This window comes from Bradyrhizobium sp. Pha-3 (genome assembly GCF_042258615.1).
Classification (GTDB): Bacteria; Pseudomonadota; Alphaproteobacteria; order Rhizobiales; family Xanthobacteraceae; genus Bradyrhizobium.
The window spans coordinates 3,705,898-3,724,538 of record NZ_CP170152.1 but is presented as its reverse complement, the minus strand read 5'-3'; the positions used below and the strand labels follow the sequence as shown (position 1 = coordinate 3,724,538).

At 63.1% G+C, this 18,641-nt stretch carries 18 protein-coding genes; 8 read left to right on the top strand and 10 right to left on the bottom strand.

What is annotated here, in order from left to right; genetic code table 11:
* The first annotated feature begins 20 nt into the window (after positions 1-20).
* Together ACE10Z_RS17360 and ACE10Z_RS17355 are read left to right on the top strand one after the other, a co-directional pair.
* Positions 21-518, top strand: coding sequence for a hypothetical protein (locus ACE10Z_RS17360; RefSeq protein WP_375789006.1), 498 nt, complete (start codon positions 21-23; stop codon positions 516-518).
* A gap of 163 nt (positions 519-681) precedes the next feature.
* Complete coding sequence (locus tag ACE10Z_RS17355) at positions 682-1,068, top strand: hypothetical protein (RefSeq protein ID WP_074131709.1); 387 nt, start codon at positions 682-684, stop codon at positions 1,066-1,068.
* 18 nt (positions 1,069-1,086) lie between these two features.
* On the opposite strand, the gene ACE10Z_RS17350 is transcribed toward ACE10Z_RS17355, so the two are convergent.
* The 3 genes from ACE10Z_RS17350 to ACE10Z_RS17340 all read right to left on the bottom strand — a co-directional run bounded on the left by ACE10Z_RS17350 (position 1,087) and on the right by ACE10Z_RS17340 (position 3,210).
* Entirely contained in the window at positions 1,087-1,449 is a 363-nt protein-coding gene (locus ACE10Z_RS17350; protein WP_050403499.1) for a hypothetical protein, read from the bottom strand.
* Between the two features lie 28 nt (positions 1,450-1,477).
* Positions 1,478-1,843, bottom strand: a complete 366-nt coding sequence (gene flaF / locus ACE10Z_RS17345; RefSeq protein WP_050403500.1) for a flagellar biosynthesis regulator FlaF — start codon at positions 1,841-1,843, stop codon at positions 1,478-1,480.
* Positions 1,844-2,049: 206 nt separating this feature from the next.
* Positions 2,050-3,210 (bottom strand): flagellin, encoded by a 1,161-nt coding sequence (locus ACE10Z_RS17340; protein WP_375789005.1) that lies wholly within the window; start codon positions 3,208-3,210, stop codon positions 2,050-2,052.
* Positions 3,211-3,578: 368 nt separating this feature from the next.
* On the opposite strand from ACE10Z_RS17340, the gene flbT reads away from it, so the two are divergent.
* Positions 3,579-4,010 (top strand): flagellar biosynthesis repressor FlbT, encoded by a 432-nt coding sequence (flbT, locus tag ACE10Z_RS17335; RefSeq protein WP_375789004.1) that lies wholly within the window; start codon positions 3,579-3,581, stop codon positions 4,008-4,010.
* A 128-nt stretch (positions 4,011-4,138) separates the two neighbouring features.
* Here flbT and ACE10Z_RS17330 read toward each other — a convergent pair whose 3' ends face one another.
* From ACE10Z_RS17330 to ACE10Z_RS17310, 5 genes are all read right to left on the bottom strand, one after another.
* Positions 4,139-6,019 carry a flagellar protein gene (locus ACE10Z_RS17330; RefSeq protein WP_375789003.1) on the bottom strand — a complete coding sequence of 627 codons (1,881 nt, stop codon included), beginning with the start codon at positions 6,017-6,019 and terminating at the stop codon, positions 4,139-4,141.
* Between the two features lie 7 nt (positions 6,020-6,026).
* Positions 6,027-7,904, bottom strand: coding sequence for a flagellar hook-associated protein FlgK (flgK, locus tag ACE10Z_RS17325; RefSeq protein WP_375789002.1), 1,878 nt, complete (start codon positions 7,902-7,904; stop codon positions 6,027-6,029).
* A gap of 46 nt (positions 7,905-7,950) precedes the next feature.
* Entirely contained in the window at positions 7,951-9,783 is a 1,833-nt protein-coding gene (locus ACE10Z_RS17320) for a flagellar hook-basal body complex protein (protein WP_375789001.1), read from the bottom strand.
* Positions 9,784-10,012: 229 nt separating this feature from the next.
* Positions 10,013-10,513: a peptide-methionine (R)-S-oxide reductase MsrB gene (msrB, locus tag ACE10Z_RS17315; RefSeq protein ID WP_375789000.1), complete on the bottom strand. Its 501-nt coding sequence runs from the start codon at positions 10,511-10,513 to the stop codon at positions 10,013-10,015.
* Positions 10,514-10,599: 86 nt separating this feature from the next.
* On the bottom strand, positions 10,600-12,096 hold the full coding sequence (locus ACE10Z_RS17310; RefSeq protein WP_375788999.1) for an NAD(P)/FAD-dependent oxidoreductase: 1,497 nt from the start codon (positions 12,094-12,096) through the stop codon (positions 10,600-10,602).
* Positions 12,097-12,190: 94 nt separating this feature from the next.
* Between ACE10Z_RS17310 and ACE10Z_RS17305 the strand changes: the two genes are divergently transcribed.
* From ACE10Z_RS17305 to ACE10Z_RS17295, 3 genes are all read left to right on the top strand, one after another.
* Entirely contained in the window at positions 12,191-12,733 is a 543-nt protein-coding gene (locus ACE10Z_RS17305; RefSeq protein WP_375788998.1) for a histidine phosphatase family protein, read from the top strand.
* A gap of 156 nt (positions 12,734-12,889) precedes the next feature.
* Positions 12,890-13,315 (top strand): universal stress protein, encoded by a 426-nt coding sequence (locus ACE10Z_RS17300; protein ID WP_375788997.1) that lies wholly within the window; start codon positions 12,890-12,892, stop codon positions 13,313-13,315.
* Between the two features lie 314 nt (positions 13,316-13,629).
* On the top strand, positions 13,630-13,827 hold the full coding sequence (locus tag ACE10Z_RS17295) for a hypothetical protein (protein WP_375788996.1): 198 nt from the start codon (positions 13,630-13,632) through the stop codon (positions 13,825-13,827).
* Between the two features lie 840 nt (positions 13,828-14,667).
* On the opposite strand, the gene ACE10Z_RS17290 is transcribed toward ACE10Z_RS17295, so the two are convergent.
* Positions 14,668-15,066 carry a hypothetical protein gene (locus tag ACE10Z_RS17290; protein WP_375788995.1) on the bottom strand — a complete coding sequence of 133 codons (399 nt, stop codon included), beginning with the start codon at positions 15,064-15,066 and terminating at the stop codon, positions 14,668-14,670.
* Between the two features lie 194 nt (positions 15,067-15,260).
* Here ACE10Z_RS17290 and ACE10Z_RS17285 point away from each other — a divergent pair, with 194 nt between their 5' ends.
* Both ACE10Z_RS17285 and ACE10Z_RS17280 read left to right on the top strand, forming a co-directional pair.
* Positions 15,261-17,003 (top strand): arylsulfatase, encoded by a 1,743-nt coding sequence (locus ACE10Z_RS17285; RefSeq protein WP_375788994.1) that lies wholly within the window; start codon positions 15,261-15,263, stop codon positions 17,001-17,003.
* A gap of 75 nt (positions 17,004-17,078) precedes the next feature.
* Positions 17,079-17,450: a hypothetical protein gene (locus ACE10Z_RS17280; protein WP_375788993.1), complete on the top strand. Its 372-nt coding sequence runs from the start codon at positions 17,079-17,081 to the stop codon at positions 17,448-17,450.
* 139 nt (positions 17,451-17,589) lie between these two features.
* On the opposite strand, the gene ACE10Z_RS17275 is transcribed toward ACE10Z_RS17280, so the two are convergent.
* A complete protein-coding gene (locus ACE10Z_RS17275; protein WP_375788992.1) occupies positions 17,590-18,633 on the bottom strand; it encodes an HAD family hydrolase in 1,044 nt (347 codons plus the stop codon).
* Positions 18,634-18,641 lie beyond the last annotated feature (8 nt).

Sequence of the window (18,641 nt, the reverse complement as noted above, 5' to 3'; positions counted from 1 at the left end):
GGTTTTCAAGGAGCAGCGCGATGAATCAGCGTCCACAGCAGCATCGGCCAGCCGCCGCCGGGGCGCGGCCCGCGACGTCGACGCCCCCCGACGTCGCACGTCTCGCCAACGAGCTGACCGAAGTGATGAGCGCGCTGCTCACCGTCGTCGAGCAGGAGACCGAGTTCGTCCGCACCGGCAAGATCCGCGAGGGCATGCGGCTCGAGGCGCAGAAGTCGGAGCTGTCGCGGCGCTACATGCTCGCGGTGGAGCATCTCAAATCGATGCAGAAGATGCTGTCGCAGACCGAACCCGAACTGCTCGCCACGCTGCGGCGTCATCACGAGACGTTCCGCGCGATGCTGCAGGTCAACCTGACGGTGCTTGCGACCGCACACGCGGTCTCCGAAGGCATCGTGCGCGGTGTCAATGCCGAGGTGCAGCGCCGCAACATCCCGAACACCTATACCGCGAACGGACAACGCGCCACGCCGGGCCCGCGCAACATGACGCCGATCGCCGTCAGCCGCACGCTCTGACGACACGCACGCCGACAATTTAGCTCAATTCGACGCGGCCCCGGCAGCGCGCCATTCAGCGTGTTCCCTAACAGCCTGTTGAGAGGTTCCCCGTAGAGTTGCGGATCGTGAGGGGTTGGGATTTGACTCAAGCAAACTAGTGCCTATGCACTACGAGGCTGCCATGAGTACAGATTTCAACATCAAGCCGGTGGGGGCACCGGTCGCAGCGCCGATGATCACGCCTGTGAGCGATACGGCGCAGAAGGCGGTGAAGACCGAATTGCCCGCGAGCCAGAGCGTCACCGCTCCGGAGCCGAGCGTGCGCGTCACGATCGATCCCAACGCTGTCAACGCATCGATTTCAAATCAGGCGCCGTCGGTCACCGACCAGGTCATCATCGACCGCGATGCGCGCGCCGTGGTCTACCAGGTGGTCGACAATCGCACCAACCTTGTAGTGAGGCAGTTTCCGGAAGAAGCCGTATTGCGCCGCCGCGCCTATTTCCACGCGCTCGATCTCAGCAAGGACGCGCCGACGCGGGCGCGCGCAACCGACCGCCGCGCGTAACGCAAGCGAGCGGACCCCTCACTTCTGTGTGGCGTAGGCCTTGTCGAGATAGGTCGATCCGGTGGCCGGATCGGTGACGACATTGGCGATCAATGCCGTGCCCTGCTGCACCAGCGAAAACTTGGTATCGCCGACCCGGAACGAGCCGTCCTTGATCAGGACGTCCTGATACTTGCTGGTGCCGTCACTCTGATAGTGGACCTTGGCGCGGAAGCCATCGACGTTCGACACCGAGATGTTGAACGACTTGTTGTTGGCGTACTTGCCGCTCCAGCTGCCCTCATAGAGCTTCGGATCGACGGCCACATACGGCGTCTTCGACGGAACCGTCAGGCCGGCGGCCTTGTAGTTGGCGGACAGGATGCTCAACACGTCGGCCATGCCGAGGGCTCCGTCGTGAACCGGTCGATCAGCCGCGGCCCGAGAGGCCGGCGGCGATGTTGCAGTTGATGTCGATCAGCGACTTCAGCTTCGCCGGGTCCGGATTCATCTGGATGTCGATGGTCTGCTTCATCACGAACACGCTGATGTTCGCGATGTTCTGGCGCACCTCGAGCGGCTGCGGATTGTCGGCACCCTCTGCCGCGCTGAGGAAGATCGACCACAAGCGGCGATTGAACAGCAATGCGTGATCGAGCGCCTTGTCGAGGCCATTCCAGTTCGCCTGGACTTCCTGCAGCTGCCGCGCGGCCTTCAACAGCGCCTGCGCTTCGATTTCACGTGGGGAGGCCGTCGTCGTTGACGTACGGGCGTAGGCCTGGGCTGCATTCGACATTAATGACCTCGATGGGATGCGGATTTCTCGGGCCGCGGAGACGCAATTCTAGCGCTCGATATTTATGCATCCGGCGCCTTTAAATATGGTTAGCAGGCGTTACGAAATGCGCCGTTCTGAGGGCATCGAAAGATACCGTAATATCCCGGAGACAAAGAAAAACGGCGGGGTTTCCCCCGCCGTTTTCGAAGTGCTTGTCGACTCGTTTAGCGGAGCAGCTGCAGCACGCTCTGCTGGCTCTGGTTGGCGAGCGCCAATGCGGAGACCGCGATCGACTGGCGGGTCGACAGCGCCTGGCTATTGGCCGCTTCCTCGTTGGTGTCGGCCAGCGTCAGGTTGGACGAGCCGGTCTGCAGCACGTTGATCAGGTTCTTCGAGAAGTCCTGACGGATCTGCACGATCGACAGGTTCGAACCCAGCGTCGAGGCTTCGCTGCGCAACGAGGAGCTCGCCGAGCCCAGCGCCGTCAGCACCTTGTTCGCCGAGTTGTTGTCGAGGAAGTCGGTGCCCGCGGTCAGCGTGTTCAGGCCGAGGCCGGTGGCATTGAAGGTGACGCCGCTGATGGCGAGCGTGGACTTGCCGGTCTCGTTGAAGGTCAGCTTCAGGTTGTCGCCGTTCAACAGGTTGATACCGTTGAACGAGGCGTCCTGCGCCGTCGTCGTGATCTGCGCGATGGTGTTGTTGTACTGCGTCACCAAGGCGGCGCGCGCCGACTGCGAGGCCGGATCGGCAACCGGAGCAGTCGCGGCGCCGAAAGTCGCGGTGCCGGTGCCGGTGTAGGTCACCGCACCGATCGTCGTCGACGCAGCGTCATTGGTCGTGGTGACGACAAGCTTGTTAGAGCTGTCGAGGCTCGCCGTCAGGTTGCTGGCCGCCAGCGACGTGTTCAGCTGCGCCAGCGACGTGTTGGCGCCGAAGGTGAAGGTGAAGGCGGGCTGGCCGGCAGAGGCCGCAATCGCCAGGGTGTCACCGCTCTTGATGGTGGTGCCGTCGACGAGGTTCGCCGCGGTGCCGCCGAGCGCCGCCGCCGAGCTGACCGTTGACCGCGTGGTGTAGCCGGTCGGGCTCTGCAGCACCTGGTTGGCAATCGACTTGGCGGTGTCGACCAGCTTCTGCAACGAGGTGATGCCGGTGTTGGCAGCCTGCAGCACCTGCACACCGTTGCCGATGCCGTCGAGCAGGTTGTTGATGTCGCTGGCGCGGTTGTCGAGCGACTGTGCGGTGAAGAAGTTGGTGGGGTTGTCGAGCGCCGTGTTGACCTTCTTGCCGGTGGCAAGACGGTTCTGCGTGGTGGAGAGCAGATCGGCGGTGGACTGGAGGGAGAGGAGGTTTTGACGAACGGAGGAGGAGAGAATGATACCGGACATTTTCATACCTTTCTGGTGTGAAACTGAGGAAAAAACCGCGCCAATCCTTTCTGATCGGGCGGATAGCCGATCCTGCCGGTCAAGCCTCGAAGGAAAAAGAAATCTCCAGCACGGCATTTGAGACAAATGCCGAAGAATAAAATTGTCGCCACTAGGCGAAGTTCGCCGCGAAAACTACTGAGACGACTGCCGATTTCGGCGGAGTGCCGCCACTCGCGCGGCCCGCCGTTCACCAAGCGTTAACCATCATGGGAAAGGATCACTGTCGCATCGGCCCCGGGCCGCAACGGCGGCTGCTAAGCAGTGCCGTACTCAACTTCGTTCCGCTGCACCGATATCGCGCGACTGCCCGGCAAAGGAGAACGGTCATGGCCCTGAAGGTCGAACTCAAACCGAACGAGCGCATCATCGTCGGCAATTGCGTGATCACCAACACCGATCAACGCGCCCGCCTCTTGATCGACGGCGACCGCATCCCGATCCTGCGCGAGAAGGATATCCTGACGCCGGAGACCGCGGACACGCCGGCGAAGCTGATCTATCTCGCCGTGCAGCTGATGTATCTGTCGCCGGACCCGATGGCGCACCACCCGACCTATTTCAGCCTGGTGCGCGACATCATCACGGCGATGCCCAGCGCCTGGCCGTTCATCGAAAGCGTCAACAACCTCATCCTCAACGGCGATCTCTATCACGCCTTGAAGGAAACCAAGAAGCTGATCGCGCATGAGGAGAAGCTGCTGGAAACCGCACGCGGCCGGCAAAACGGCAATCAGGACGACACCCGCAAGAGCGCGTAGAGCTTTTGTTCTGGCGCGTTTTCTTCACGCGAACCGGCATCCACCTCGCTTGAAAACGCTCCAGCCCCCTGAACAAAAAGGCCTCCGGGAGGAGGCCTTTTTGCTGTCCGAAGCTGCGCGCCGAACGATCAGCCGACCGGCAGATATTTCAACAGCGTGGTCTGATACAGCATCGACGTGGTCTGATACGACGCCTGCAGGCTGGTCTGCAGCGCCAGGATCTTGGTCGCGACCTCGTCCTGATTGACGCCCTCGACCGAGTCGAGCATCGTCTCCGCCATGCTCTTGAGCTGGGTCTGACGATCGGTGGCCGCCTTGGTCGCCGTCTGCGCGCCGGCGAACTCGGCCTGCACGTCCTGGATCTGTTGCTGGCCGTTCTGCGGTGCGAGGTTCGCGCTGACGCGCTGCGCGAGCGCCGTCACCTGCGCGCTTGCATTCGGATTGCTGGCGTTGGTGGTCACCGCCGCGTACACCGCGACATTCTGCAGCAAATAGCGGAACGCCTGTTCGTTGGCGCGTGCGCCATACTGCACGGTGATGGACTGATCGACCTGCGCGACGGCGGTGCCGCGCGCCGATCCCGGGCCGTTCTCGCCGGTGTACCAGTACACGGTGTTGTCGGGCGTGCCCGCGACCAGATTGGTTGCCGTGTCGAACGGTGGTCCCCCGACCCTGAGCGGCGCCGGGGTCGCGGTCGTGTTGTTGGCGATGCCGAGCGCGCCGAGTGCGGCCGTGTTGGAGCTCGATATCGAAAGGTTCTGGCCGTCGGCGCCATGGAGCGTGATCACACCATTGCTGATGGTCGACGGGTTCTTGGTGCCGCTGATCTGGTCGATCTTCGCCATCAGCGTCTGCACGCTGTCGGTGATGTTGAGCTGGTTGCCGGTGGCGCCCGAGGCAACGAAGGTGATCGGAGTGCCGTTGACCGTGATGGTGTCGCCGGCCGCGAAGCTCGTCGACAGCGAGTTGGTGCCCGCCGCACCCGAGAGGGCGGTGGCGCCGCTGATCGGCGCCGGCGGCGTGTTCTGGTTGTTGACGGCGGCGCCCGAGACGGTCGCGACCGGATTGAAGAAGTTGTTGGACGCCGCGACCGCCGAGGCCGCGACCAGCGACGTGTCGCTCAGCGTCTTGATGGACGAGGTCAGCGTCGATTGAAGGTTGGCCGTCGTCGCGGTGGTGTCGGTACCGATCAGGAACGAGCCGGCCGGCGGCGGATTCGTGGTCGACGCCGTGAGCTCGATCGCATCGGTGGTGCCGTCGGGCAGCGTGAAGTTGAACTTGATCTTGTCGCCGTCCTTCGGATTGACGGCGCCGAGATCGACCGAAGTGGACTTCGGCGTGCCGGCCGGCTGCGTCACGGTAGCGCCGGTCAACGACGACTGCACCGACAGGAGCTTGAGGCCGAAGGGCGAGCCGTCCTCGGCGACGCTTGTCACCGTCGTGGTCGCCGGCGGCGATGAGACGCTCAGGCGTCCCATCAGGTTGGTGCCCTGATCGGCCTGCTTACGCTCATTGATGAGCTGGGTGAGGCCGGCCTGGGTTGCCGTGCCCTTCAACATGGTGTCGGCGGACACCGTGGCCGGCGTGTCCATCGCACGACCGGAGAACAGATAGCGGTCGCCCGACTGGCTGTTCAGCATCGCGACCGCATTGGAGAACGCGGCCTGCGCCGTGATCTGACCCGACGTCTGCCCGCTGTTGTTGAGCGTCAGCGTCGCGGTCGTCGCAGCGTTCTTCACCTGGCTCCCGACGTCGGACAGCCCCTGCAAAGTGAGGTTGGCGACACCGAGGCGCGTGTTGAGGTTGGTGGCCGTGTCCGAGAACGCGTTGATGCCGCTGATCTGGGCGCGAAGGCTGAGCGCAAAGCCGCGATCGAGCCCCTGCCCTGCATAGGTCGTCGATACCTTGCCGGTCGCGAGCTGCGTCGTCAGGTCATTGAGCTGACTGCGCAGATTGAGGATCGTGGTGCCGATGTAGGAAGTTCTGCCGCTTACGCCGTCGATCGACATGTTACCCTCACGTGAGCTGCAGCAGCGCGTCGTACATCTGCTTGATCGACGACATCACGCGCGCATTGGCGGAGTAGGCGTTCTGCAGCGACAGCAGATGCGCCATCTCCTCGTCCATGTTCACGCCGGAGGTCGAGTCCATCTTGGTCTGCAGCGTATTCAGCACGACGTCCTGGCCGTCGGCCAATTGCTTGGCGGCCGTCGCCGATTCGCCCTGCTGGCTGATGAACTGCTTGGCGAAGTTCAACAGCGTGCCGGTGAACGGCGCACCAGACGTGCCGAGGCCGGTCTTCGGCGAATAACTGTACGATGCGTTCGACAGCTGGTTCAGAATGAGGTTCGCGCGGGTGGTGTCGCCGGCCGGCGTCTGCGGATTGGTCGCGTACACGACCATGCGCGAGGGGTCGCCGACCAGGGCGGTGTTGACGCTGATGCGGGCGGCAAGGCCGGTCGACTGCGAGCCGTTCGCCGTGATCGCGCCGGTGTAGAGCCCGCCATTGTCGGTAAACAGTGGGAGCTGCGGATCGCCCAACGTCAGCGACGAAACGGTTGACGTGACCGATGCCGCGGTCACATCGGCCTTGTTGGCTGCGCCGTCGTCGAGCACGCGCAGCGTCGACCCGGAGGGATTGGAGAATTGCAAGCCGGTTCCGCCGAGTGCGCCGTTGAGCTGCGACAGCACCGAGCTCATGCCGCCGGAGAAATCGACACCCAGTACCTCGTCGTTCGGATCGACGGTTGCGGTATTGCTGAGCGGCAGCACGCTCGGATCGTCGACGCGGACGAGCGACAGATTGTGCGTGATGCCGGTGGTGTTGTCCTTGTAGGAGACGTGGATGGTGTTGCCGCTCTGCAGCCCCGAGAGGTCGAGGTCGAAGCCGGACTGCGCCCCCGCCGTCGCCGCGGTGCCTGCCGTCGTCTTGTCCGATAGCGCGCTCGACATCGCGGCGGCGAACTGGTCGATCTGCGTCTGGGCCTGGGCCAGCGTGTTGTCGCGCAGCTCGAGATAGGCGGCGATCTTGCCTGACCGGATCGAGTTGGTCGACACCATGTCATAGGTGCCGCCATGCGGGAAATTGATGGTGATGGTGCCGACGGTGCTCTTGGTTGGGTCGGTATTGTACTGCGTGTTGGGCGTCATCGTACCCTGGGCATTGAAGCTGAGCGTCGCAGCTTCCGTGCCAACCAGCTGCACGCCGGAATTGGTGAACACGGTCACCTGGTTCTGGCTGTTGGTGACGGTACGGATGTCCATCAGCTGCGAAAGCTGGGTGACGTAGCGATCGCGCTGATCGAGCAGTGCCGCGGTCGACGCATCGGCGGTGCCGCCACTGGCCTGCAGCTGGACATTGAGGCGCGCGATCTGCTGCAACGCATTGTTGGCGGTGCTGACGGAGTCGCTGATGCCGGCTTCGGCGTTGGCGCGCAGCGTCTGGATTCCCTGCGAGGTCGCGTTGAGCTGCTGCGCCATGGATTGCGCGGCATTGACGACGCCGATGCGGGCCGACTGCGAGTCCGGGCTGGTCGACAGCCCCTGCACTGCGGTCAGGAACTTGTTGTAGGCGTCCTCGATCGTGCCGGTGGAATCGGGATTGCCGTAGACGCCCTGCAGATTGGCAAGGAAGCTCGAGCGCACGTCAGCGTACGACGCGCCCGACGTCTCGGTACGAAGCTGGGTCTGCAGGAATTCGTCGAGCTGGCGGTTGACGCCGGTGATGAGAACGCTCGACCCGAACTGGCCGGTGGTGCCGGTATCCTGGTTGAGCGTCTTCCTGACGTAGCCGGGCGTCTCCGCGTTGGCGACGTTCGACGACACGAGCGAGAGCGAGGCCTGCGTGGCGCGCAGGCCCGACATCGCGGTGGAAAGGGCTTGGCTCAAACCCATGATGTGTACTCGCCTTTACTTCTTCACACGCGCATCATCGATGCGATCAGCGCACGACGTTCAGGAGGTCCTGCACCATCGAGTTGGTTGTCGTGATCACCTTGGTGTTGGCCGAATAGGCCTGCTGGGTCACGATCAGCTTGGTGAACTCGTCGGCAATATCGGTGTTCGAGCTCTCGAGCGACGAACCGACGATGGTGCCGGACTTGCCGAACAACGCCGCGCCGGACTCGTCGGTCGCCTCGAACGCACCGCCGTCGATGCGCTTCAGGAAGTTGGTGCCGTTGAAGGTCGCCACCGAAATTTCCGCGAGGTCGATGTTGCGGCCGTTGGTGTAGTTGCCGACGATGCGGCCGTTGGTCGAGACGCTGACCGACTGCAGCTGGCCTGCCGGGAAGCCGTCCTGCTGGATCTGGTTGACCTGGACGTTGCCGTTGGCGTCCGCGAACTGGGTCACGCCACCGGAGCCGAAATTGATCACGGGGCTGCCGAGCGACACGCCGTTGACGACGGCATTGTTGAGCGCGACCGAGGAGATCGCCGGCGACATCTGGCCGTTCGACGCGAAGGTGAAGTTGATGTTGGCGTTCTGCCAGGAGACCTGCGTGCCGGTTGCGTTGGGATTGACCTGATAGAACAGGTTCCAGCTATCGGTATGTCCGGAGCCGAGCGAGGAGCTGTCGGTCTTGGCCCAGCGGAATTGCAGGTTCACCGGCGCACCCGACACGTCGTAGGCTGTGACGGCGCCGCCCGAGACGGATTCGTTCAGGAAGGTCGAGTTGTCGTTGCCGACGACCTGGCCGGTGCCGACCGTGCCGCCGCCGCCGCGGGTCGCAACCGCCGAGCCGGTGAAGCCGAGCGCCGCAAGCGCGGTCGAGTTCGAGCTCGTCACGTTGAGATCGGCCGCCGTGCCGGAATGCAGGGTGATCTTGCCGCCGCTGATCGTCGATGGCGTCGCGGTACCGGTGATCGAATCGATCTTGGCGAGCAGCGTTCCGATGCTGTCGGTGACGTTCAGCTGGTTGCCGGTTGCGCCCGAAGCCACGAAGGTGATGACGGTGCCGTTGACCGTGATCGTATCGGCCGGCACGGCCGGGGGGCCGGCGGAGCCGGCGCTGAAGCTGGCATTGATCGAATCGCTGCCGGCCGCGCCCGAAAGTAGGGTCGCGGCGGTGTTGGCGACCGACGGCGTCGCCTTGTTGTTCTGCGCGGTGCCGGTGACCGATGAATCGGTGTACGGCGCAGCCGGCGTGCCCAGCACCAGCGGGTTATGTCCGGCGCTGAACGCGCCCGGCCGGATCAGCTCCGAGCCCGGAACCGAGGTGTCGTGCGCGGTGGTCAAGGGATAGGACGCGAGGTTGGCGCGATAGTCGATCTTGGTGGTCTGCTGCGCCGGCAGGAAGTCGTTCTTGAATCGCAGCACCTGCGGCGAGGAGCCCGACGGGTTGCCGGTGGTCGGGTCGATCGGCACGCCCTCGAGATAATAGCCGGCGCCGTTGACCAGATAGCCGTCCTTGTTGAGCTGGAAATCGCCGCGGCGGGTGTAGCGGTCGACGCCGTCGAACACCGGCGAGCCGTCGGTGAAGCTGCCCGGCTTTTGCACCGCGAAGAAGCCGTTGCCGTTGATCGCCATGAAGGTCGCGACCGAGGCCGACTGCACGTCGCCCTGCACCGAGTTGGTCGAGCGCGACTGCGCCGTGACGCCGCCGGCGAGTTGGGCGGTCAGCGCGGTCTGCGGGACGAGGTCGAGAAAGGAGGTATCGATGCGCTTGAAGGCGGTGGTCTGCGAGTTGGCGATGTTACCGGAGATGTTCTCGAGCGCGTACGACCCTGCGCGCAAGCCACCGACCGCCGTCGTAAGAGCGCCGAAGATACCCATGACATGTTCTCCAATTCGATTCCCGGCGGCTGGCAATCACAGGAATGGCCGCATCGGCGGAGCATGTCGCAAAGGTCGTGCCACGAAACGAAACGTAACAAAATCATGCGCTTGAAAAAAAAGCCCCGGCCGTTTAACCGGGGCACAATTGCCGGGCAGGCAACAATTGCCGGGACGGGCGCAGTTCCGGCCGTGCTCCTTCCCTTCTGTTCTGACGCGCTTACGCGCGTCAGGTCGCCGAGGGTGCGGCCGGGTGAAACACCAGCGCAAAACCGTCCATGCAGTAGCGCAGCCCGGTCGGTTTCGGGCCGTCGTCGAAGACATGGCCGAGATGGCCGCCGCAGCGGCGGCAATGCACCTCGGTGCGCAGCATGCCGAAGGTGCGGTCCGACGTGGTGCCGATCGCATTGTCCAGCGGCTTCCAGAAGCTCGGCCAGCCGGTGCCGCTCTCATACTTGGTCTCGGACGAGAACAGCGGCAGGTCGCAGCCGGCGCAGGCGAAGGTACCCTTGCGGTGCTCCTTGAGCAGCGGGCTCGATCCCGGCCGCTCGGTGCCCTCCTGGCGCAAGATCTCGTATTGCTGCGGCGTCAGCTGCGCGCGCCATTCGGCGTCGGTCTTCTCGATCTCGAATTTCTCGGCGGCCTGCGCCGGCGAGGCGCGCAGCCAGCGGAAGGCAGCGAAGCCGAACAGGCCGGCGACGGAAGCAAGCAGGATGCGGCGATCGATCATCAATCATCTCCGATGCGGACGGCCAAAGCTGGCGAACAGGATTGGCAAACTGGCTCGTCACCAAATACGAACCCCGCCGCCAGACGTTACATCCGCCCGTCGGAGATCCGCTCACTTTCTTGCGAGGGATGGGCATATGGCTGCTCGCCGTCCTCAGCCTGCCGCGGCGCGGGCGGCGGCACCGGCCGCACGGCGGACGGCGGCGGGCGGCGGGGCGCCGGCCCACGGGTTCCCGCCTTGAGATTGGCCTCGGCCAGCCGTGCCTCGCGGCGGCGCTCCTTCGCACGTGCACCCTCGCGGTAACGCGCCAGCGCGCCCGCCGCGGACGCGGCGCCCCTCGCCCACAGGCCGATGAAATGACCGGCGACCCGGCCGGTGGTGCCGCCGGCCCAGACCAGCTCGAACGGCGAAAACAGCCGCCAGCGGTCGTCGCCCCACAGGATGCTGCGCGCGATCAGCTGCCCCGCGAGCGCCGAGGTGTTGAGCCCCTGCCGGCCGAAGCCGCTCGCCACCCACAGGCCCCTGCGCAACTGCCCGATCTGCGGCATGCCATGCACGGTGACGCCGACCGCGCCACCGAACGTGTCGGCGATCGGAACCTTGCCGAGCTGAGGAAACACCGTGGCGATGCGGCGCTGCACCGCCGCACCGAGCCGCTTCGGCCGCGCGTCCCAGGTGGTTTCGGGACTGGCCCACAACAGGCGATCGCCGTCGACGACGCGGAAATGGTCGATGCCGTCGCTGTCGACGACCGAGCCGGAGAAGGCGATCGCCTCCGCCAGCCGTTCCCCGAGCGGTTCGCTCAACGCCGCGTAGCGCCACACCGGCAGCAGCGTATCGGACAGGCGCTTCAGCGGCGCACCGAGATGGATGTTGCCGGCGAGGACAATATGGTTGGCACGCAACCGCGCCGTCGGCGTCACGATGCGCTTGCGGATCCCCGAAAAATCGATGCTGACGACCGGCGTCTCCTCGAAGATCCGCACACCCGCCCGCATCGCCAGCGCGGCGAGACCGTGCACATATTTGCGGCCATCGATCTGGAACGCCTTCGGATAATAGATGCCGTGGAAATAGCGCCCGGTCCGCAGCACGCTGCGCACGCGATCGACCTGCCAGCCTTCGACTTCGGTGGCGAACTCCTCACCCAGCGTCTGCAGGCGGCTGATCAGCGCTTCGCCGACATCGACATTGGAGACCTCCAGCGCGCCGTCGCTCGCCCTGATGCCCGGAATCAGATCCTCGGTGGCGGTGGCGCGGACATAATCGGCGCCCTCCTTCGACAGCGCCCACAATTCGCGGGCATCATCGAGGCCGACGCGCTCGATCACATCCGATATCGGCAGGCCGAAACCTGGCATCACGGTGCCGAGATGATGGCCGGAGGCGTTCCAGCCGACCTGGCGGCCCTCGAGTACCGCGACGCTGGCACCAAGCCGCGCCGCCTCGCGTGCCACGGTCAGGCCGGCCAGTCCCGCCCCGACCACGCAAATGTCGACGTCGAGGTCGAATGCCAGGCGGTCGCGGAACGGCGAGGCCGCCTCGTCGGGGCCGTCTGCCGCACTTGTGGAAGTCTCGCTCATGTCGTTTCTTACGAACCGCTGCGGCGCTTGTCACCTTGTCCAGGGCATGCGCCTGTAGAATTAATTCGACCAGACCGAATCGAGATGGAAGTCCATGCGCCGTTTGCTGCTGCTGCGTCACGCCAAGACCAAAACCGACGCACCTTCGGGGCAGGACCAGGACCGTCGTCTCGACGAGCGCGGCCACCGCGATGCGGCGGAGATCGGCGGCTGGATCGGCCGCCATCCGCCCCTGCCCGATCTGGCGCTGGTGTCACCGGCGGTCCGCACCACGCAGACCTGGGAGATCGTGCGCGAGGCGCTGAAGGGTGCCGGACCTGCGCCGAAAGTCGAATTCGTGCCCGAACTCTACGGCGCCGATCCGGCGCAATTGCTCGCCGCGATCCGGATGGCCTCCGTCACCGACCCGAAGCGGCTGATGCTGATCGGCCATAATCCCGGCATGCACGAGCTCGCGCTGACGCTGACCGGCAGCGGCGACGAGGCCGCCAAGCGCGCGCTCGGCGACAACCTGCCGACCTCCGGGCTCGCCGTCTTCGACTTCGCGACCAACGATTGGAACGACGTCTCCTTCCGGCGCGGCAAGCTCGTCCTGTTCGTTAGCCCTAAACTGTTGAAGCAGGCCTCACGCGGCTGACACAAGCGGACAGCGCCGCTCTGCCATGCTATATTGATGTCGACGCGACAGGGGGACCGGTTCGCGGCGACACGACAAGCTACCGAAGAAAAAGAAGGCGCGCGTCCCGGCACAGGGACCAAACGGCTCCAGACCAATCGCGGACAGGAGGCGCAGATGTACAAGTCCATTCTCGTGCCGATCGACCTCGCCGATACCGATCTGGCGAAGCCTGCGATCGCAACCGCTGCGACGCTGTCGCAAACCTGGAACGGGGCGGTGCGTCTGCTCAACGTATTGCCGATGACGCCGGTGATGCTCGCCGAGTATGTTCCGGCGGATTTCGACAGCCAGCAGCGTGAAACATCGGAGGAAGCGCTCGCCATCGTCGCGCGCGAATCCGGCATCGCGCCGGGACGCATCTCGGGCGTGGTCCGCCAGGGCGGCATCTATCACGAGATCCTCGAGGAGGCCGCGTCCATGAAGGCCGACCTGATCGTGATGACCTCGCACCGCCCGGCGATGCGCACCTACTTCCTCGGCTCCAACGCCGGGCACGTGGTGCGCTACGCCAAGTGCTCGGTGCTGGTAGTGCGGCACTAAAGCGGGATGAGTTACGGGGCCCCCGCAGGCGGCGTCGCCAAAATATCGAAAACAACCCCATGCACAGTAGCCGGCGGCTGCCGGCGTTCGACCAGGCGACTTGACACGTCGGGCAACTCAGGGATATTATTCTAATATTCCGAAATTGCACATACGCCCCCTTCCCTACGCGTCGCGGGCGAGAGAGGGAACGCGCACTATTTCCGACCGCGGCCCAATCTCATTCTGCTTTGATTCGACCAGGACGTGGACTCACTAACGCGCTTGGGCAGCATCGGCTCGACGGCATTCCATTGGTCGTCGGAGAGTTCGTGGTGGATGATTCGGCCCCTTCGGTCAGGCGCTGGAACCACGGCTCGGCAGTCAGGATCAACGAGGCGCTGACCGACGGCGATTGGCGCTATGGACCGAAAAGCGCACGCATTGTGCTCACGTTGATTGCTTCACCGTTTGACCCGACACGGCATTGGCACGCCGTGGTTTTGCTTTCCCAAGCCGTTCATCAGTATTAAATTTCGCGGAAACCGTTCCGCCAACGGCGATCGAAGGAAACTATTGCTGGATTGTCGGTTGAAGTTCCGGGAACAACGGAGGCTTCGGAAATGAAGAAAGCAGCATTGGCGTTAGTGACCGCTGCCACCATCGGTGTCTCTGCCTTGGTGGCCCCATCGCCAGCCCAAGCGTGGCGTGGTGGTGGCTGGGGCGCTGGACTCGCGGCCGGATTAATCGGAGCGGCGGTGATTGGTGGCATAGCCTCCAGCGCCTACGCCTATGGCCCAGGTTACGGCTACTACGGCGGACCGGGTTATGGCTATTACGGGGGTTACGCCCCAGCGTATTACGGCGGCTATGCACCGGCATACTACAACTATGGCTACGCCCCCGCATACTACGGCGGATACCGGTCGTACTACGCTCGTCCAGTGTACCGGCGCGTTATTCGCCCCGCATACGCTTACGGCCCTAGGTACTATCGCGGGAATGGCTATCGCTGGTGATCGCCAGCGGCGCCACCGAAGTCTGGCAACGAACGGTCGTGGGGCGGCCGCGGCCTGTCTCGTGCCCGCGGTTGCTTGAGTGCTCATAGCGAGCGGCGAGACGACCGAGAGCATCGACGTCGGCGGCAGCAAAGGAGCGATGGCCGGCGTGTCCCTGTTGGCCATTCACGTCGCTTGGCTTGCTGCAGCAATCCGTCTGAAGCTGGGGGCAGACCGGAAATGACAGGCCGACCGCTAAACGGTGCGATTGCCCCCAAGCGGAAGTCAAACCTATGACGCCAGTGGACGCTACGCTCCTAGGCTCCGACAACCGGATCATTCATCCACGTATTCTTCAAATCTTCCCCGCGGACGTCACATCGGGCAGCGAACATACGACATTTCCACTGGCACCGGCTTCTTGGAGCTGAGCGTGATGCTATTCTCTCCGGAGATTTTCACGTCGTACGCTACGTTTGAAACCGCGACACCGTCTGAGCACGGCGCAATCACCTGCACGTTCGGCCCGTCAACGTGCAACGATTTGACAGTGCATTTTTGAAATGTGCCGGTTATTTGGTTTCCGTGGACAATTAAACCGCCGGCGTGGAGATCAGCATCTTGCTTGAACGCGAACTTGTCGTTCTCTTTGGTAAAGATCTGACTGCAGGCAGAGGTGTCATCGGTCCAAGCTCCGTTCAAATCCGCAGCCTCTGTCGAGGCGGATTGCGTAAGGAGAAGTGCTAACAGCACCAACGGACTGAGGGCTCTCATGAAACCCTCCTCAAATGGTCAATAGGCTGCCGGAGTCCAACAAGAAAGAACAGCGGCTGTCACGCCGCAGCAAGTTTGCAGTAACAAGAAGCGCATGGGACCTTGACCTAGATCAAGCTTCGTTTGCGGCATTCTGTCCCGGTAGTCGTCCGGAGTGGCTTTCACGATGTCTCCTGCAGGGAGGGTAGTCGCAAATGTCCAGCGCCGACGACAAGGATATTCGTTCCGGATCAGGAAATTTGTTCGATCGCCGCAACTTGCTGCTTGGCGGCACCGCTGTCGCGGCTGCTTCGGCACTACGTGCCGCTGCAACAATTCAAACGGCTCAGGCACAGCAAGCGGCGGGGCAAAAGCCGAACATTCTGTTCATCATGGGTGACGATGTCGGGTGGTTCAACGTCGGCGCCTATCACCAGGGCATCATGGCCGGCAAGACGCCGAACCTGGACAGGATTGCCTCCGAGGGTATGCGCTTCACGGATTATTACGCGGAGGCAAGCTGCACGGCCGGGCGCGCCAACTTCATCACCGGACAAATACCGCTGCGCACCGGCCTGACCACGGTCGGGCAAGCGGGCGCGGATGTAGGCATGCCCGACCAGTCGGTTACGGTTGCGACCGTCTTGAAATCACTGGGCTACGCGACCGGGCAGTTCGGCAAGAACCATCTGGGCGATCTAAATAAGTACCTGCCGACGCTGCACGGCTTCGACGAGTTCTTCGGCTACCTGTACCACCTCGACGCGATGTCCGACCCGTACTGGTCCGATTATCCGCAGGACTGGATCGAAAAATACGGACCGCGCAACATCGTGCATTCCTACGCAACTGACACCGACGATCCTACCGTGATGCCGCGTTGGGGCAAGGTTGGCAAGCAGCGCATCGTTGATGAAGGACCACTACCGCCGTTCCCTGAGATGGGCGCGGATCATCAGGGCTGGCAGAAAGGCCGCCCGGGTAAATACAACATGGAGACCTTCGACGCAGCACTGGTCGAAAACAGCAAGCGCTTCATGGATCAGGCGAAGCAGGCCGGAAAGCCCTTCTTCATTTGGCACAACACCACGCGCATGCACATCTTCACCTACCTCTCTCAAAAGTATCAGGCGAAAATGAACCCACAGAGCGGTCTCGGCCTGGAGGAGGCGGGGATGGAGCAACTCGACGACGACATCGGCGACTTGCTCAAGCACCTCGATGATATCGGCGTCGCCGACAACACGATTGTCATTTTCAGCACTGATAACGGCGCTGAGGTTTTCACCTGGCCGGATGGCGGCATGACGCCATTCCGCGCAACCAAGGGCACCGTGTATGAGGGTGGTTTCCGCGTGCCCTGTCTCATTCGTTGGCCGGGCAAGATCAAGCCGGGCACGGTCGAGAATGGCATCGTCTCCGGACTTGACTGGCTGCCAACACTCGCAGCGGCGGCGGGAAATCCGAACATCACAGAGCAGTTGCTCCGTGGCGTGCAGTTGGGCGACCGGACCTACAAGAACCATCTCGACGGGTACAATCAGATGGACTTGTTGACCGGTGCCGGACCATCGAAGCGACATGAGATATTCTACTTCTCCGAGGCCAATCTCGGCGCTATCCGCATCGATGACTTCAAGTTCCTGTTCATGCAGCAGCCATATGGATGGCCCGGGGAAAAGGTGACAACGGATATCCCGATGATCGTCAATCTGCGTTGGGATCCATTCGAGCGGACACCATCGATCCGCGGCGAGACGATGAACAATTTGGGCGGCGGATACATGAACGACTTCATCGGGCGCGAGTTCTGGCGCTTCGTCCAGGTACAGGAAAAGGTGGCAGACTTGGCACGAACCGCGATCGAATTTCCGCCGATGCAGGCACCCGCGTCCTTCAATCTTTCCGCGCTAAAGGAGAAAATCGATGCGGCGATGAGGTCGCACGAAGGGCAGTAGCACAGGCCCGCAGACGTCGATCGATGACTACCAGACGTGGCTTTGAGCGCCACGGTCCAACGCAAGGAGGAAGCCATGACTATGAAAGTTCTTGGCGCGATTGTTATCGCAGCATCCGCCCTGTCCAGTTCTGCTGCATTGGCGCAGGCGGCCCTCTCCAATCCGGACCTATGCGAAGATGAATTCTCCGGCTGCACGGGTCTTGGGACCGGGAGTACCCCGACCGGTGCTCCTCGATATCGGCACCTAAATCGGCGAACGGTGTATCACCAGCCCGCGCCGGCGGCGGGCGCTATGGTCGGTGGCTGGGGCAATTCCTACGCCCGGTACGGCGGCGAGTACGGCTGGGACGGCAGCTGGAATGCATATGCCGCCCGCAACGGCATCGTCTGCAGGCCCGGCACCTATTACAAAGGTGCCGACGGTCTCCAGCATCCTTGCCAATAGCTCTTCCGCTCTGCGGCTAGATCGGGCGGCCCCAAAGGGCCGCCTGTTTGATGCGGGACGGTGATTCCGTCCCGAGTGGGCCGTCATGAAAGCGGCCAGCGCTTATGTCCGCTTCTGGCCCCTGAGCGGACGATCGCCGCTACTCAAACGCAAAGATGCGCTTCCAGTCGTTCTTCATATCGACGACGGTCCATTTATTTATCGCTGCGGCGTCCAAGGCTTTGTCGAGACGACCGAAGGAGGTGTCCCGGTCATAGGCGTATTCGCGTTCCGCGTCGGTGTGATGAACAATCAGGCCAAGGCGGCGTCCACCGGTCATCGTCGTCCATTGCAACATTTCGAGGTCACCGTCCGAGTTGCCGAACGCAGCAATCGGTCGGCGGCCAATATGCTCGTTGATGCCCACTGGCTTGCCGACGTTGTCGTCGACGAAATTGATCTCGCCCAAACGGAACAGTTCCGGCCTGCCATCGCGCATCTGGAACTTGGTCTTGATCGATGAGCCTACGACCTGCTCGGGCGGCACGCCATAGACGCGCTCGGTCCACGGGCGCATGAATTCGATACCGCCGCCCGAGACGATAAAGGTCTTGAACCCGCTCGCGCGCAGAAAGCCGAGCAATTCGATCATCGGCAGATAGGCAAGCTCGGTGTATGCCCGCTTGAAGCGCGGGTCGCGAGCAGTAGCGATCCAGTCCAACACAATCATCTGGAATTCATTTGTCGTCATGCCGGGGTGCGTTGCCATCAGAAGCGCCATCAGCCCATGTTCGCCGGTCTCCGCCAACGTTTTCATGTCGCCTTCAAGTGCCGCCTTGAACGGCTGTGTGTCCTTCCATTCGGGATGCTGTGGAGCCAACGCCTTCACGCGGTCGAGCACAAAGGCCAGCTGGGTGTACATCGGATGTTCCACCCACAACGTCCCGTCATTGTCGAAGGTCGCGATGCGCTCGGCAGGCGGCACGAAATCCGGCGAGCCTTCGCGTGTCACGGCGGCGACGAAATCCAATATCGACTGCTTTGTCGCTCCATCGTTCCATGAGGGAAGCGGGTTAGCCGAAGTGGCCGCCTGTGCCGACGTAGCCTCGGGGTGAAGCAGACTTGCCGAAACGAGCGGAAGCGCCGCCAAAACCGAGAGCAGTTGGCGACGGCTAGGCCCGGGGATAAGCGCTTTCGGCGACATGTCTGGGT

What these genes read in the sequence shown, in the direction of transcription:
- ACE10Z_RS17360 (WP_375789006.1), top strand. Translation starts at nt 21, where the DNA reads ATGAATCAGCGTCCACAGCAGCATCGGCCAGCCGCCGCCGGGGCGCGG.
- ACE10Z_RS17355 (WP_074131709.1), top strand. Translation starts at nt 682, where the DNA reads ATGAGTACAGATTTCAACATCAAGCCGGTGGGGGCACCGGTCGCAGCG.
- ACE10Z_RS17350 (WP_050403499.1), bottom strand. Translation starts at nt 1,449, where the DNA reads ATGGCCGACGTGTTGAGCATCCTGTCCGCCAACTACAAGGCCGCCGGC.
- flaF (WP_050403500.1), bottom strand. Translation starts at nt 1,843, where the DNA reads ATGTCGAATGCAGCCCAGGCCTACGCCCGTACGTCAACGACGACGGCC.
- ACE10Z_RS17340 (WP_375789005.1), bottom strand. Translation starts at nt 3,210, where the DNA reads ATGTCCGGTATCATTCTCTCCTCCTCCGTTCGTCAAAACCTCCTCTCC.
- flbT (WP_375789004.1), top strand. Translation starts at nt 3,579, where the DNA reads ATGGCCCTGAAGGTCGAACTCAAACCGAACGAGCGCATCATCGTCGGC.
- ACE10Z_RS17330 (WP_375789003.1), bottom strand. Translation starts at nt 6,019, where the DNA reads ATGTCGATCGACGGCGTAAGCGGCAGAACTTCCTACATCGGCACCACG.
- flgK (WP_375789002.1), bottom strand. Translation starts at nt 7,904, where the DNA reads ATGGGTTTGAGCCAAGCCCTTTCCACCGCGATGTCGGGCCTGCGCGCC.
- ACE10Z_RS17320 (WP_375789001.1), bottom strand. Translation starts at nt 9,783, where the DNA reads ATGGGTATCTTCGGCGCTCTTACGACGGCGGTCGGTGGCTTGCGCGCA.
- msrB (WP_375789000.1), bottom strand. Translation starts at nt 10,513, where the DNA reads ATGATCGATCGCCGCATCCTGCTTGCTTCCGTCGCCGGCCTGTTCGGC.
- ACE10Z_RS17310 (WP_375788999.1), bottom strand. Translation starts at nt 12,096, where the DNA reads ATGAGCGAGACTTCCACAAGTGCGGCAGACGGCCCCGACGAGGCGGCC.
- ACE10Z_RS17305 (WP_375788998.1), top strand. Translation starts at nt 12,191, where the DNA reads ATGCGCCGTTTGCTGCTGCTGCGTCACGCCAAGACCAAAACCGACGCA.
- ACE10Z_RS17300 (WP_375788997.1), top strand. Translation starts at nt 12,890, where the DNA reads ATGTACAAGTCCATTCTCGTGCCGATCGACCTCGCCGATACCGATCTG.
- ACE10Z_RS17290 (WP_375788995.1), bottom strand. Translation starts at nt 15,066, where the DNA reads ATGAGAGCCCTCAGTCCGTTGGTGCTGTTAGCACTTCTCCTTACGCAA.
- ACE10Z_RS17285 (WP_375788994.1), top strand. Translation starts at nt 15,261, where the DNA reads ATGTCCAGCGCCGACGACAAGGATATTCGTTCCGGATCAGGAAATTTG.
- ACE10Z_RS17280 (WP_375788993.1), top strand. Translation starts at nt 17,079, where the DNA reads ATGACTATGAAAGTTCTTGGCGCGATTGTTATCGCAGCATCCGCCCTG.
- ACE10Z_RS17275 (WP_375788992.1), bottom strand. Translation starts at nt 18,633, where the DNA reads ATGTCGCCGAAAGCGCTTATCCCCGGGCCTAGCCGTCGCCAACTGCTC.